Raw genomic sequence first — 13,866 nt, 5'->3', positions numbered from 1 at the left:
TTCGCACCCGGCTGTTGCCGGATCGATTCAACTGGAAGGAACAACCCCATGACTTACCAGAACTATTCGCTCTCGCAGCTGCAGGCGATCGACTCCGCCCATCACATTCACCCGTTCACCGACCATAAGGAATTGCGTGGCGCAGGCTCGCGCATGATCACCCGCGCTGAGGGGCCGTTCATCTACGATTCCGAGGGCAACGAGCTGCTCGACGGCATGGCCGGCCTGTGGTGCGTGAATATCGGCTATGGCCGAAACGAGCTTGCCGAGGCTGCTTACGCGCAGATGAAGGAACTGCCTTACTACAACTCCTTTTTCAAATGCTCGACACCGACGCCGGTGCTGCTTGCGAAGAAGCTTGCGGACATCGCGCCGAAGAATATCAACCAGGTGTTCTACGGCTCGTCTGGATCGGAGGCCAACGACACGGCGCTGCGGCTGGTCCGCCACTACTGGGTGCTTGAAGGCAAGCCGCAGAAGAACCGCATCATCTCGCGCACCATGGCCTATCACGGCTCCACGGTGGCGGGAACCTCGCTCGGCGGTATGGACGGCATGCACAGCCAGCTTGGCGGGGCGGTGCCCAATATCGTGCATGTGATGATGCCCTACGCATACGAGCTCGCGCTGCCGGGCGAGAGCGACCATGATTTCGGCCTGCGCGCCGCCAAGGCCGTCGAGGACGCCATCCTGGAAGCGGGCGCGGACAATGTCGCAGCCTTCATAGGCGAACCGATCATGGGGGCGGGCGGCGTGAAGATCCCGCCGGCGAGCTATTGGCCGGAAATCCAGCGCATCTGCCGAAAATACGACGTGCTCCTGATGCTCGACGAGGTCATTACCGGTTACGGCCGGACGGGCGAATGGTTCGCCGCCCAGACCTTCGGCATCGAGCCCGACACGATCACCACGGCCAAGGCGCTGACTTCGGGCTACCAACCGCTCTCGGCGCTGCTGGTCGGCGACAGGATCGCCTCGACGCTGGTCGAGAAGGGCGGCGAGTTCTATCACGGCTACACCTATTCCGGTCATCCGGTGGCCTGCGCGGTGGCCCTCAAGAACCTCGAGATCATCGAGCGGGAGGGTCTGGTCGAGCGTGTCAGGACCGACACCGGCCCTTATTTCGCAATGATTCTGAAGGAGCGGATTTCCGGCCATGGACTGGTCGGCGAAGTGCGCAGCGTCGGTCTGATGGGCGCGATCGAGATCGTCAAGGACAAGGCGACGCGCGAGCGTTTCCAGCCGGCCGGCAGCGCCGCTGTCACCGTCCGCGATCACGCGATCGCGCAAGGGATGATGATGCGGGCGACTGGCGATACGATGATACTCTCGCCGCCGCTGATCTGGACCCGCGATACGATCGATATGGCCGGCGACCGCATTCTGAAAGCGCTGGACCTTGCCGAGGCCGATCTTCGCAGGGCAGACTAGGGCTGCAGACGCCGCCACGGGCAGGACGGCGGTTCTTGCCCGCACCAGAAGAGAGTTTGTCGATGACCGGAAAACCGCTCGTACCCCTTATCGAATACGAGATGGCCGACGAGGCCGTGCGCGCCGTCTATGATGACATAATGGCGACGCGCCAGGTCGACTGGGTCAATAATTTCTGGAAGGTGCTCGCGCACGATCCGGCCGTCCTCAAGCGAACCTGGGAAACGATCAAGGAAGTGATGGCGCCGGGTGCGCTGGATCCGTTGGTCAAGGAGATGATCTACATCGCCGTATCGGCGACGAACGGCTGCGAATACTGCACCTATTCGCACACGGCATCGGCGCGCAAGCTGGGCATGAGCGAAGCGCAGATGATGGAGCTTCTTGCCGTGGTCGGCATGGCCAACCAGACGAACCGCCTCGCGAACGCGCTGCGTCCGCCGGTCGACGTGCAATTCGAGCCGCGACCTTGACGATATCGCGACTCTGACGATATCGGGCGGCGTTTTCCTTCAAGGCGTCCTGGCTGCAACTTTCGGGATCATGCGCTAGCATTCGCCCGCTATAAACGAACGGGAACCAGAATGGCCGATCAACCGCTCAACCAACCGGCCGAAATCCCGTCGGAACTCGATCGCTGGAATTGGGGTGCGTTCTTCCTGAACTGGATCTGGGGGATCGGGAACAGTACGTACATCGCGCTTCTGGCGCTGATACCGGTTGTCAATATCGTCATGATCTTCGTGCTCGGCGCGCGGGGCAGCCGTTGGGCCTGGCGCAACCGTTACTGGCGCGACACGGAGCATTTCCGCAGGGCCCAGCGCAATTGGGCGATCGCCGGCCTGCTCATCTGGATCGCAGTGATCGGTGGTGTTGCAGGCCTGATCGGCGGAATTCCATACATGATGAAGAGCAGCGACGCTTACCAGATGACGATGGATCAGGTTCGCGCCGACGATCGCGTGAAGGCGGCCATCGGAACCGATGTGGTGGACAGCTACTGGATCAGCGGCAATGTCAGCGTCAATGCGGACGGCACCGGGGACGCGAAGCTCGACATTCCGCTCCATGGGGACAAGGGAACCGGCTCGGCGATCTCGCACGCTGTGCGGCGGGGAGGGGAGTGGGACATGCGCCTGCTTGTCATCAGAGTCGACGGTTCCGATGCGCCGATCGTCCTCGTCAACAAGGACAATATCCAGATCCCCGACGCCGCTATGGGGATATGATGCGAGAGATGAATTTCGGGCTGATGGGGTGACTACGGCAAAGACCGCGCTCGTCCGGCTACGGAGGAACACGGCTTTGCCAACAAACGCATGGCCCTTCGCGACACAGACGCTGCGAAAGTAAACAGCTCCGGTACGCGAGACCTGATCCGGAGCGGTGGGGCGGCTGCGAATGACCGCCCTTGAATTCGTTCTAGCCGGACATTGTTACTGCGTGGTTATCGAGAGCTTAAGCAAACCTAAATTTGCAACGATTTTGGACCTTTTGCCGAAGAATCTTGCAGCCGGCGAAGATCAGGCGGAATCGCCGCGCAGGAACTTTATGATGCCGGAAAAATCCGCTCCGCCGTGGCCTTGCGCGTTGAACAGCGCATAGAGCTGGGCGGCTTCGGCCCCGAGCGGCGTCACGGCGCCGGATTGCTGCGCGGCCTCCTGTGCCAGTTTCAGGTCCTTCAGCATCAGCGCCGCCGCAAAACCGGGCTGGTAGTCGCGATTGGCGGGGGAGTTGGGCACCGGGCCGGGCACCGGACAGTAAGTCGTCAGGGACCAGCATTGGCCGGATGAGGTCGACGCGACATCGAACAGCGCCTGATGCGACAGGCCGAGCTTCTCAGCGAGCACGAACGCTTCGGCGACCCCGATCATAGAGACGCCAAGGATCATGTTGTTGCAGATTTTTGCTGCCTGGCCTGCCCCGGCATCGCCGCAGTGGACGATGCGCCCGGCCATTGGTTGCAGAACAGGCTCGGCCTTGGCGAAAGCCTCCTTCGAGCCGCCGGCCATGAAGGTGAGGGTGCCGGCGGCCGCTCCACCGGTGCCGCCCGAAACCGGCGCGTCGATCGACAGCAAGCCGTGCTTGCCGGCGATTGCGTGCGCCTTGCGCGCCGAATCGACATCGATGGTCGATGAGTCGATGAACAGTGTTCCCTTGGCGGCCTTCGGCGCGATGTCCTCATAGACTGATAGGACATGCTTGCCGGCCGGCAGCATGGTGATGACGATCTCCGCATCCTTGGCCGCCGCGACGCCGTTCGCCATGACGACCACGCCGTTGTCGCGCGCCGTTTTAAGGTTCTCCGGGACAAGGTCGAAGCCATGTACCGCGTATCCGGCCTTGACCAGATTGGCGGCCATCGGGTTGCCCATATTGCCGAGGCCTATGAAGCCGATCGTCGTCATCAGTCTCTCCCGATATTTTCTGGTTCAGCGCCCAACCAGCGAGCGCGCGATGATGACGCGCATGATTTCGTTGGTGCCTTCAAGAATCTGGTGGACTCTCAGATCGCGCACCAGCTTCTCGATGCCGTAGTCGTGCAGATAGCCGTAACCGCCATGCAGTTGCAGCGCGTCGTTGGCGACGTTGAAGCCGGTGTCGGTGACGAGGCGCTTGGCCATTGCCGACCATTTGCCGGCGTCCGGCGCCTTGCGGTCGAGCTTGGCGGCGGCCGTGTAGAGGAAAATCCGCGCCGCCTGCAATTCGGTTTCCATGTCGGCGAGCTTGAACTGCAGCGCCTGGAATTGGTTGATTGGCTTGCCGAAAGCCTTGCGCTCGGCAGTGTAGGCGATCGCCTTGTCGAGGGCGGATTGCGCACCGCCGAGAGAACAGGCGGCGATGTTCAGCCGGCCGCCATCAAGCCCGGCCATGGCGATGCCGAAACCCGCGCCTTCACCCGACAAAAGGTTCTCGGCGGGAACTTTGCAGTCCTCGAAAATCACCTGGCGGGTCGACTGCATGTGCCAGCCCATCTTGTTCTCGAGTGCGCCGAACGACAGACCCGGCGCATCCTTCGGGATGACCAACGTCGAGATGCCCTTCGGACCCTCCTCGCCGGTGCGCACCATGGTCACGTAGACGTCGCTGTCGCCGGCGCCCGAGATGAATTGCTTGGCGCCGTTCACGACATAGTCGCCGCCGTTGCCGGGGCTGCGTACCGCCCTTGTCTTCAACGCTGCCGCATCCGAACCCGAGCCGGGCTCGGTCAGGCAGTAGCTGCCCAGCCATTCCATCGAGGTCAGCTTCGGCAGCAGCCGCTGGCGCTGTTCCTCGCTGCCGTACTTGTCGATCATCCACGCAGCCATGTTGTGGATCGAGATGAATGAGGCAAAGCCGGGACAGGCGCGCGACAGGGCTTCGAAGATGAGCACCGCGTCGAGGCGGCCGAGGCCGGAGCCGCCGACGTCCTCCGCAATGTAGATGCCGCCCAGCCCTAGGGGACCGGTTTCGCGGATCACATCGCTCGGGAAATGACGGTTGCGGTCCCATTCGAGCGCATTGGGAGCGACGCGATCGGCGGCGAAGGCCTCGGCCATTTCCTGGATGGCGCGCTGATCCTCGTTCAAGTCGAACTGGCCAGCGGTCGGGCCTACAGCGGCGTCCATGGCGTCCTCCCTGACGTTTTTGGCTATGCGTGAGGATCAATCTAGACCAATGATGCGCCCGCGCAACCCGCTCCGATGCGGAGCCGATGTGCATGAAAACGCTTCCGGAGACCCGGCGTGACGACAATTTTCGATGAACTGCTCCGGACTTTCCGCGGCTATCTGACCGGGTTTGACAACGAGACCCTTCGCGGCTTCGCCCGCGGCATCGACTGGTCGATGCCGTCGCGGCCGCTTGAGCCGAATCCGCTTGCATGCCTCGCGCATCTCGATCGGGCGGCCGAGCTTGTGCCTCCGCCGGCGCGGCGGCTTGCCGGCCTGCTGGCCGAGCACCGCCATGCATTCCGTTGGGGACAGACCTATACGGCCGCCGATTTCGGCAAGCGCTTCATAGACAATTACGGTTGGCTGGAAGCGTTCGGCACGCGCGGGCATTTCGCCAGTAATGCCGCGGCGGGCGGTTTCCTGATCCTCGGCCCGGACATTCTTTATCCGGACCATCACCACGTCGCCGAGGAGATCTATATTCCGCTGACCGGCGGCGCGGAATGGCGCATGGCCGACGAGCCGTTCCGGCGGCAGGAAGCCGGGGAAGTCATTCATCATGAGTCCGGCGTCAATCATGCGATGAGAACCGGAAGCGAGCCGCTGCTGGCGCTGTATCTCTGGCGCGGTGGACCGCTGGCCGAGCGCTCGACGGTAACCGGTTCGGTCGAAGCGGGCGGGTGCTGACCATGGTCAGGGCAATCATGCTGCAGGGCACGGGTTCGGATGTCGGCAAGACGGTGCTGGTTGCCGGCTTGTGCCGCGCCGCGCGAAATCGCGGGCTGAAGGTGCGGCCGTTCAAGCCGCAGAACATGTCGAACAATGCCGCAGTCGCCGATATTCCGGGCGAGCCGGGCGGCGGCGAGATCGGCCGCGCGCAATGGCTGCAGGCGATGGCCTGCGGCGTGGCGCCGTCGATCCACATGAATCCGGTGCTGCTCAAGCCCCAAAGCGATGTCGGCGCGCAGGTCATTGTTCAAGGCAAGGTGTTTGGCGAAGCGCGGGCGCGCGATTACCAGACGCTGAAGCCCCGGCTGTTCGAGGCCGTGCTCGATTCGTGGAAGAAGGTCGGGGAGGGCGCCGACCTGATCATCGTCGAAGGGGCGGGGTCTCCGGCCGAAATCAACCTCAGGCCGCGCGACATCGCCAATATGGGATTTGCCACGCGAGCCGATGTCCCCGTCGTGTTGGTTGGCGACATCGACCGTGGCGGCGTCATCGCGTCGGTCGCGGGCACGCATCTGATCCTGCCCGAGGAGGACCGGCGCATGATTGTCGGTTATCTCATCAACAAGTTTCGCGGCGATGTCACTCTGTTCGATGACGGCATCGCCGCAATCGAGAAATTCACCGGCTGGCGCTGCTTTGGCGTCGTGCCGTGGCTGAAGGCGGCGGCAATACTGCCCTCCGAAGATTCGGTCGTCCTGGAGCGACTGGCAGCGGGCGAGAGCCGTGCGCTTAAGGTGGCAGTGCCGGTGCTCGGGCGCATCGCGAATTTCGACGATCTCGACCCGCTGCGCGCCGAACCGCAGGTGGAGGTGGTGTTCGTGCGGCCGGGCGAGAGGCTGCCGCAGGATGCCGGGCTGATCGTCATTCCCGGCTCGAAATCGACGATCGGCGATCTCATGAAATTCCGCGAAAACGGCTGGGACCGCGACCTTCTCGAGCATAGGCGGCGCGGCGGCCATGTCGTCGGCCTGTGCGGCGGCTACCAGATGCTGGGCCGGACCGTGCGCGATCCCGAAGGGATCGAGGGCAGCGTGAGAGAGGCGGAAGGGCTCGGCCTTCTCGACATCGAGACGGTGATGGAGCCGGAAAAAACGGTGCGCAACGTGACCGCGCACTCGACGCATTTCGGTGTGCCGGTGGAAGGTTACGAGATCCATCTCGGCAAGACCACGGGTCCGGACTGCCTGCGCCCGGCAGCCGTCATCGACGGCGTCGAGGACGGCGCGACATCGGCGGACGGCAAGGTCTTCGGGACTTACATGCACGGGCTGTTCGGCGCCGACCGGTTTCGCGCGCGCTTCCTCGAAAGCCTGGGTGTCAGGGGCGGCGGCGTCGACTATCGCGCCGAAATCGAACGGGCGCTGGACGAGATATCCGCCCAGCTTGAAACCCATCTCGACTGTGACGCGATCTTCGCCGCCGCGCGCTGATACGCTGCAACTCTCAACGGTTCTCCTCGAACCATTTTACGATTGCCGGCATTTGTGGCTCGAAGCCACCGGGGATGAACACGTTGAACAGTCCGGCGAGGGCGTTGGTCCTGTTCGCGAAATCGTGCGTGATCCCGGCCGGGATGACGATGCAGCTTCCGGCCGGAGCGTCGATCCACTCGTCGCCGACCAGCAAAGAGGGCGTCCCCTCGATAACCCAGAAAATCTCATCGTTCGCTTCGTGAGAATGGGCGCCTGGACCATCGCTGCCCGGTTGCAGCCACCATTCGGAGACTGAATAGCGGTTCGCGGTCTCCTCGCCGTCGGCCTTGAAGACGGCGCGCATGGTCGGCGTCCGGTAGATGCGGCCTTCGCCCGGAGATAGCATTACTGGCAGTCGCGCCTTGTGCCGGTCGTCGCCCATCCCAACGCCCTCAGCTCATCGCCGGTTCGTTCGCCTTCGGCCAGTAGGTGCCGAAGGACCAGACATTGCCCTCCGGATCGGCGCAAACGAAATCGCGGCTGCCATAGTCGCGATTGGTCGGCTCCTCCAGGATCTTCGCGCCTGCCGTCTTGGCGCGCGCATAGATTTCGTCCGGGTTATCGGCGGCGACATAGACCGATTTGCCGCCCTGGGAGCCGGGACCGCCGACCATCCTGCCATAGGCGTCATCGCGCACATTGCCGACCATGATCATCGAGGAGCCAAAGGCCAATTGCGCATGCTGGATTACGCCGTCGGCGTCAGCGTATCTGGCGTGCACGGTGAAGCCGAAGGCTTTCACCAGCCAGTCGATCATCTTGGCTGCGTCGTTGTAGCGGAAGGTCGCGTAAATGCGGGGTGCTTCGATGTTTTCGGGCATCATGACATCCTTCTTCGGGATTGGTTGCGATAGGCCCAGATTGTCAGCCGGCCGTCTGGCAGTCTTGAAGAAATGTTACCGCATCAGGCGATTGGCGCCTTCCACGAGCCCGGCGTTGCGCCTGCCATTTCGCGAAACTCCCGCGCCAGATGCGCCTGGTCGGAATAGCCGCATTCCGCGGCAATGCCGGCCCAGCCGCTGGTTCCGGCTTGGCCGAGCGTCAGCGCGCGGTTGAAGCGGACGATGCGGGCAAATGTCTTCGGCCCGAGCCCGGTCTCGGCGGTAAACTGCCCGGCGAGGTGCTTGCGGCTCCAGCCGATGTCTTTGGCTATGGCGGTCACTGGCATGCGGCCGCCGGTGGAAAGCACGTTGCCGTATGCCCAAGCCACTTCGGGCCTGTTTGGCGGCGCGGCGGCGATGCGAGTTTCGACGAAACGCTCGGCAAGATCGAGGCGTCGATGCCAGTCGGGCTCGTTCGCCAGCCTTTCGCGCAACGCCAGTCCGTCCGCGCCAAGCGCGTCGTCGAGCGTCACCATGCGGTCGGTCAGTTCGGTCATGGGCATCCGGAAAAAACGGCGCGCCGCGAGTGGTGTGAAGTCGATCTGGACGCAGCTTGCGGTTCCGAACGAATCGATCACCACCGGCCCGGCAAAGAGGCCGGCCGCAAAGCTGCCGAAATGTTCGTTGTCGCCGGGAGCGCGGCCAAGCCCGATCGCAAACGAGCCGCTGAAGTTGATCACGAGAGGCACCACCAGCGATGCTGCCTCCACCTGGCGGAAGTGGCCGGCGGCCACTTCGCAATAGCCGGTCAACCGGGAGATTATCCCGTCCAGCCTCGGGCATGGCGCACGCTGCACCATCTTGTACTGGCCGGCTGGTGGCGGTGCAGGTATCGGCGGGGCATCAGGCTCGGCGATCATATGCGGCCTCCACTGTCGTGGAGCCTAGCAAGGCCCGAAACGTCCGTCAAAAACCCAGCATGGTGCGCAGCGGATGCGTGGGATCCATCATCAGCCGTACGGCGAGCGCGATGCAGGTGATCACCAGCAGCGGCTTGATCAGCTTCGCGCCATTACGGATTGCCAGCCCCGCGCCGACACGGGCGCCGAGAAACTGCACCACGCCCATCATCAGCCCGATCTTCCACGATACCGCGCCGACGAAAGCGAAAGCGGCGAAACCGCCGATATTGGAGGCGAAATTGAGCAGCTTGGTATGGGCGGTCGCCTTCAGCACACCATATCCGGCGAGCGCGACGAAAGCGAGCATGAAGAACGAGCCGGTTCCCGGACCGAAGACGCCGTCGTAAAAACCGATCACCGGAACGACCAGAAGCCCGAACAGGAACGGCGACAGGCGCTGGGCGCGATCGATGTCGTCCATGTTCGGCTTCAGGGCGAAATAGAGCGCAATGGCGACCAGCACGAACGGCAGGGCGATGCGCAGCAATTCGCCGGGCAGGATCGTCGCCAGAAGCGCGCCTGCAACGCCTCCACAGAGAGACAGAAGCGCCGAAGGCAATTGCCTGCGCAGATCGACATGCCCTTTGGAGGCATAGGCGATCGTCGCCGAGCCTGAGCCGAACAGTCCTTGCAGCTTGTTGGTGCCGAGCGCCTCGACCGGCGAGAGACCAGCCAGCAGGAGCGCCGGGACGGCTATCAGGCCGCCGCCGCCGGCGATCGAATCGATGAAGCCGGCGAAGAAGGCCGCAAGGGCGAGCAGGGCAATGGTCTCGGTGGCCAGATCGAACATGTTGTGGGGAACGCTTGGCCGGAGGGGTCCGTGAAAAATATGCAGCGTTCGACCACACACGGCCAGTTTGCGCAAGCCGCGTTTCACGCTACGTATTCTGCATGGCGCGCGAGAAGGAAAATTCGATGGCGACAGGAGTGCTGGCCCGCATACGGACGCTGTTTGATGGCGACCCCGGCGTTCGCAAGGTGGCGGACGATCCGGTCCTGTCAGCCGAGCTCCTGCTTTTGTTTCGCATGATCCTCGCTGACGGGACGGTCAGCGACAGCGAGATGGATACTTTCCGCCGCATCTGCCGCGAGGCGTTCGGGATCAGCGACGAGAGCCTCGACGGTGTCGTCGAATACCTGAATGATTTCGGCTACGAGACGAGCGGCGCGCAGGCACTGGCGCTGTTTGGCGAACTCGATGTCGAGCGCCGCAAATTGCTGGCGCGCCACATGGCCGAGATCGCCAAGGCGGATTCCGAGCTCGCCGAAAACGAAGTGCGGCTGCTTCGCCGCACGCTCGATATCCTGGGCATCAGCCCGGTTGATGTGGTGAAGCCGGCGGGCTAACCCTGCTCCTGAAGCCGGCGGGCAATGGCCCGGTGCAGGTCGGGCGCTGCGGCAACGAGCGCCTTGGTCGCCTCGGATTGCGGATGGTCGAGCACTTCGCCGGTCGGGCCGCGTTCGACGATCTTTCCCTCATGCATGATCATCACGTCGTCCGTGATGGCGCGGGCGACCGTCAGGTCGTGGGTGATGAACAGATACGCGACGCCGAGGCGGCCGTTCAGATCGGCAAAGAGATCGAGGATCTGCGCGCGAATCGAAACGTCGAGGGCGGAGACCGGCTCGTCGGCGACGACCAGCTTCGGCCTGGTAATGATAGCGCGGGCGATCGACAGGCGCTGCCGCTGGCCGCCTGAAAATTCGTGGGGATACTTGTCCATGTCTTCGGCGCGAAGGCCGACTTCGTGCAGCGCGCTCGCCACCACCTCGCGCCGCTCGGCCGGGCTGGGCTGTTTTTCCAAGAGATGCAGGGGTTCGGCGACCAGCCGCTCGACCTTGTGGCGCGGATTGAACGAGCCGTAGGGGTCCTGAAACACTACCTGCATGTTGCGCCGCGCCGGCTTCAGCGCCGCCTCGTCTCTGCCGGTCAACGTCTCCCCCATGAAGCGGATTTCGCCTCCGGACGGTCTGTCCAGCGCCAGGATCATGCGCGCCAGCGTCGACTTCCCGCAGCCGGAGCGCCCGACGAGCGCCGTGGACTGGCCGGGAGCGATCGAGAACGAGACATCGTCTACGGCGCGGAACGGCTCGGCCTTGTGAAACATCGACAGTCGCTGGCCGGGATAAAAGCGGGAGATGTTTTGGACCTCGAGGAGCGACGCCCTGTCCCCCGCAAAGGGGTGGGCAAGAACGCGCCTCTCCGGCACATGCGTCGAAGCGAGGGCGAGTTGCCGCGTGTAGGGGTGCGCCTGCTTGGACAGCGTCTGCGCTGTCTCGCCGGCCTCCATCACCTCACCATGGCGCAGAATGGTGATGCGGTCGGCCATCTGCGTCACGACGGCGAGGTCGTGAGAGATCAGCAGCAGGCCCATGCGGTTTTCGTCGACGAGATCGCGCAGCAGCTCCAGTATCTGCGCCTGCAGCACCACGTCGAGCGCGGTCGTAGGCTCGTCGGCGATCAACAGCTTCGGCTTCAGCGCGCAGGCGATGGCGATCACCACACGCTGGCGCTGGCCGCCCGACAATTGGTGCGGATAGCGCGACATCGGGAATTTCTTCTCGGGCAGGCCGACCCGGTCCAGTATCTGCCGCGCGCGCTCCTCGGCATCGGCGCGGCTGGCTCCGGTGTGCCAGCGAATGCCTTCGGCGACCTGCTCGCCGATCGTCTTGACCGGGTTCAGCGCCGTCATCGGCTCCTGGAACACCATGCCTATGTCGTCGCCGCGCAAAGCGCACATCCGGTCCTCGGTGGCCGCGAGAATGTCGATGCCGTCGAAGCTGACGCGGCCTTCAGTGCGCGCGGCGTTGGGCAGAAGCTGCATGACCGTCAGCGCGGTCATCGACTTGCCCGAACCGGATTCGCCAACCAGGCCCATCACCTCGCCGGCGTCGATCGACAGGTCGACATCCCTGAGGATCGGTGTCTCGCCGATTTTGAGCGACAGGTTTTCGATTTCGAGCAGGCTCATCGCTGCCGCCGCAATTTGGGGTCGAGCACGTCGCTGACGCCGTCGCCGAGCAGGTTGAGGCCGAGCACGGTAATGACGATGGCAAAACCGGGGAACAGCGCCAGATAAGGCGCGACCATCATCAGCGTCTGCGCTTCGAACAGCATGCGGCCCCAACTCGGCATTGGCGGTTGCGCGCCGAGCCCGAGATAGGAGAGGCCAGCCTCAGCCAGAATGCCGAGCGCGAACTGGATGGTGCCCTGCACCAGCAGCAGATTGGCGATGTTCGGCAGAATGTGCTCGACAGTGATCAGCGCCTTGCCCTTGCCGGCGGCGCGTGCGGCGAGGATGAATTCGCGCGGCCAGATCGCAAGCGCGCCCGCGCGGGCAACGCGTGCGAAAACCGGTATGTTGAAGATGCCGATGGCGATGATGGCGTTTATCGCGCCGGGGCCGAAGATGGCGGTGATCATCACCGCCGAGAGCAGGGCGGGAAAGGCGAATACCAGATCGTTGAAACGCATGACCGCTTCGTCGAGGAAGCCGCCGCGGGCGGCCGCCCAGCAGCCGAGCGGCACGCCGAGCCCCATGCCGATGCCGACCGCCACCAGCGCCACCGCGATCGAGTTGCGCGAGCCGACCATGATCATCGACAGGACGTCGCGGCCGAACTGGTCGGTGCCGAAGAGATGTGTAGCCGAAGGCGGCTGCATTCGGTCGGCCACGATAAGCTTGGTCACGTCATAGGGCGTCCAGAAGAAAGACAGCAGCGCCATGCCTGCGATCAGCGAAGTGATGACGAAACCGATGACGAATGAGCGGTTGGCAAAAGCTTTTGCGATGAAGCTGCCGAAGGTCTCACGCTCGAATTCTGCGGCAGGCAGCGTCATTGCCGGATCCTCAACCGCGGATCGACAATCGCATAAGACAGGTCGACCAGGAAATTGACGACGATTACCGTCGCGACCAGCAGCATGACGACGCTCTCCACGACGATGAGGTCGCGCTGGGTGATCGCCTGGAAGATCAGCCGGCCGAGGCCGGGGAGATAGAAGACGTTCTCGATGATGATCGTGCCGGCAATCAGGAATGCGAACTGCAGGCCGAGTATGGTCAGCAACGGGATCATCGCGTTGCGCAGGGCATGCCGCCACAGCACATAGTTGCGCGGCATGCCCTTGGCGCGTGCGGTGCGGATGTAATCCTCGCCAAGCACGTCGAGCAGGGCCGAGCGGGTTACTCGGGCAAGGATCGCAGCCTGCTGCAAAGCGAGCGCCACCGCGGGCAGGATCAATGCCTTGAAGGCCGGCCAAAGTCCCGCGTTCCAGCCGGGAAAGCCGCCGGCCGGCACGAGCCGGAGCCAGACGGCGAAAATATAGATTAGGATCAGCGCAAACCAGAAATTGGGAATGGCGACGCCGATTTGCGCGGCGCCCATCGACAGCGTATCGGCAGTGCTGCCGCGCCTTTGGGCGGAAAACACGCCGACGGGAATGGCAATTGCGGTCGACAGAAGGAGCGCCATGATTGCCAGAGGCAGGGAGACCACGACGCGTTCGGAAATCAGGTCGATGACTGGGACCGAGTAGGTGTAGGATTTGCCGAAATCAAGCGTCAGCAGCCCACCGGCCCAATCGAGATAGCGCAAAAGAATCGGCTGGTTGAGGCCCATCTGCTCGCGCAGCACCTGAACCGTCGCTTCCGAGGCATTCAAGCCGAGCATCAGCCGCGCCGGGTCGCCGGGCAAGATCTCCAGCACCGAAAACACCACGATCGACGCGACGACGAGCGTCAGCGCGCCGATGGCGAGGCGTTTGAGGAGATAGGTGGTCATCGGAGGGGACTAG

The 13,866-nt window shown here is 63.5% G+C and carries 15 protein-coding genes; 6 read left to right on the top strand and 9 right to left on the bottom strand.

From position 1 onward, the window contains the following. The first annotated feature begins 48 nt into the window (after window positions 1-48). The 3 genes from MAXJ12_RS15610 (at window position 49) to MAXJ12_RS15600 (ending at window position 2,660) form a co-directional block, all read left to right on the top strand. Window positions 49-1,431: an aspartate aminotransferase family protein gene (locus tag MAXJ12_RS15610; protein WP_008836879.1), complete on the top strand. Its 1,383-nt coding sequence runs from the start codon at window positions 49-51 to the stop codon at window positions 1,429-1,431. A gap of 62 nt (window positions 1,432-1,493) precedes the next feature. Continuing rightward, the gene (locus MAXJ12_RS15605; RefSeq protein WP_008836878.1) at window positions 1,494-1,904 is read left to right on the top strand and encodes a carboxymuconolactone decarboxylase family protein; all 411 of its coding nucleotides are present in this window, start codon (window positions 1,494-1,496) and stop codon (window positions 1,902-1,904) included. Window positions 1,905-2,015: 111 nt separating this feature from the next. Beyond that, window positions 2,016-2,660 carry a cytochrome c oxidase assembly factor Coa1 family protein gene (locus MAXJ12_RS15600; protein WP_008836877.1) on the top strand — a complete coding sequence of 215 codons (645 nt, stop codon included), beginning with the start codon at window positions 2,016-2,018 and terminating at the stop codon, window positions 2,658-2,660. Window positions 2,661-2,954: 294 nt separating this feature from the next. Here MAXJ12_RS15600 and mmsB read toward each other — a convergent pair whose 3' ends face one another. Continuing rightward, on the bottom strand, window positions 2,955-3,839 hold the full coding sequence (mmsB, locus tag MAXJ12_RS15595; RefSeq protein ID WP_008836876.1) for a 3-hydroxyisobutyrate dehydrogenase: 885 nt from the start codon (window positions 3,837-3,839) through the stop codon (window positions 2,955-2,957). Between the two features lie 24 nt (window positions 3,840-3,863). Then, window positions 3,864-5,039: an isobutyryl-CoA dehydrogenase gene (locus MAXJ12_RS15590; RefSeq protein WP_008836875.1), complete on the bottom strand. Its 1,176-nt coding sequence runs from the start codon at window positions 5,037-5,039 to the stop codon at window positions 3,864-3,866. A 117-nt stretch (window positions 5,040-5,156) separates the two neighbouring features. On the opposite strand from MAXJ12_RS15590, the gene MAXJ12_RS15585 reads away from it, so the two are divergent. Together MAXJ12_RS15585 and MAXJ12_RS15580 are read left to right on the top strand one after the other, a co-directional pair. Next, window positions 5,157-5,771: a dimethylsulfonioproprionate lyase family protein gene (locus MAXJ12_RS15585; protein WP_008836874.1), complete on the top strand. Its 615-nt coding sequence runs from the start codon at window positions 5,157-5,159 to the stop codon at window positions 5,769-5,771. Window positions 5,772-5,773: 2 nt separating this feature from the next. Further along, window positions 5,774-7,243, top strand: coding sequence for a cobyric acid synthase (locus MAXJ12_RS15580; protein WP_008836873.1), 1,470 nt, complete (start codon window positions 5,774-5,776; stop codon window positions 7,241-7,243). A gap of 13 nt (window positions 7,244-7,256) precedes the next feature. Here the strand turns inward: MAXJ12_RS15580 and MAXJ12_RS15575 are convergent, their stop codons facing one another. From MAXJ12_RS15575 to MAXJ12_RS15560, 4 genes are all read right to left on the bottom strand, one after another. Beyond that, entirely contained in the window at window positions 7,257-7,667 is a 411-nt protein-coding gene (locus MAXJ12_RS15575) for a cupin domain-containing protein (protein WP_008836872.1), read from the bottom strand. Window positions 7,668-7,677: 10 nt separating this feature from the next. Then, window positions 7,678-8,106 carry a VOC family protein gene (locus MAXJ12_RS15570; RefSeq protein ID WP_040586427.1) on the bottom strand — a complete coding sequence of 143 codons (429 nt, stop codon included), beginning with the start codon at window positions 8,104-8,106 and terminating at the stop codon, window positions 7,678-7,680. A gap of 83 nt (window positions 8,107-8,189) precedes the next feature. After that, window positions 8,190-9,026, bottom strand: coding sequence for a helix-turn-helix domain-containing protein (locus MAXJ12_RS15565; protein ID WP_050898833.1), 837 nt, complete (start codon window positions 9,024-9,026; stop codon window positions 8,190-8,192). Window positions 9,027-9,072: 46 nt separating this feature from the next. Next, window positions 9,073-9,858, bottom strand: coding sequence for a TSUP family transporter (locus MAXJ12_RS15560; protein WP_008836869.1), 786 nt, complete (start codon window positions 9,856-9,858; stop codon window positions 9,073-9,075). Window positions 9,859-9,983: 125 nt separating this feature from the next. Between MAXJ12_RS15560 and MAXJ12_RS15555 the strand changes: the two genes are divergently transcribed. Continuing rightward, window positions 9,984-10,415 carry a tellurite resistance TerB family protein gene (locus MAXJ12_RS15555; RefSeq protein ID WP_040586421.1) on the top strand — a complete coding sequence of 144 codons (432 nt, stop codon included), beginning with the start codon at window positions 9,984-9,986 and terminating at the stop codon, window positions 10,413-10,415. Here MAXJ12_RS15555 and MAXJ12_RS15550 read toward each other — a convergent pair. Genes MAXJ12_RS15550 through MAXJ12_RS15540 form a run of 3 tightly spaced genes read right to left on the bottom strand, consistent with a single transcriptional unit; the run spans window position 10,412 to window position 13,853 of the window. Beyond that, a complete protein-coding gene (locus MAXJ12_RS15550; RefSeq protein WP_008836867.1) occupies window positions 10,412-12,040 on the bottom strand; it encodes an ABC transporter ATP-binding protein in 1,629 nt (542 codons plus the stop codon). The two genes, MAXJ12_RS15555 and MAXJ12_RS15550, sit on opposite strands and share 4 nt — an antisense overlap. Continuing rightward, on the bottom strand, window positions 12,037-12,909 hold the full coding sequence (locus MAXJ12_RS15545; RefSeq protein ID WP_008836866.1) for an ABC transporter permease: 873 nt from the start codon (window positions 12,907-12,909) through the stop codon (window positions 12,037-12,039). The genes MAXJ12_RS15550 and MAXJ12_RS15545 overlap by 4 nt, the downstream gene beginning before the upstream one ends. Then, window positions 12,906-13,853 (bottom strand): ABC transporter permease, encoded by a 948-nt coding sequence (locus tag MAXJ12_RS15540; protein WP_008836865.1) that lies wholly within the window; start codon window positions 13,851-13,853, stop codon window positions 12,906-12,908. Before MAXJ12_RS15540 ends, MAXJ12_RS15545 begins: the two co-directional genes overlap by 4 nt. Window positions 13,854-13,866: the final 13 nt, after the last annotated feature.

The sequence above is a fragment of the Mesorhizobium alhagi CCNWXJ12-2 genome, from assembly GCF_000236565.1.
GTDB classification, from domain to species: Bacteria; Pseudomonadota; Alphaproteobacteria; order Rhizobiales; family Rhizobiaceae; genus Allomesorhizobium; species Allomesorhizobium alhagi.
This window is presented reverse-complemented; position numbering and strand designations above follow the sequence as displayed.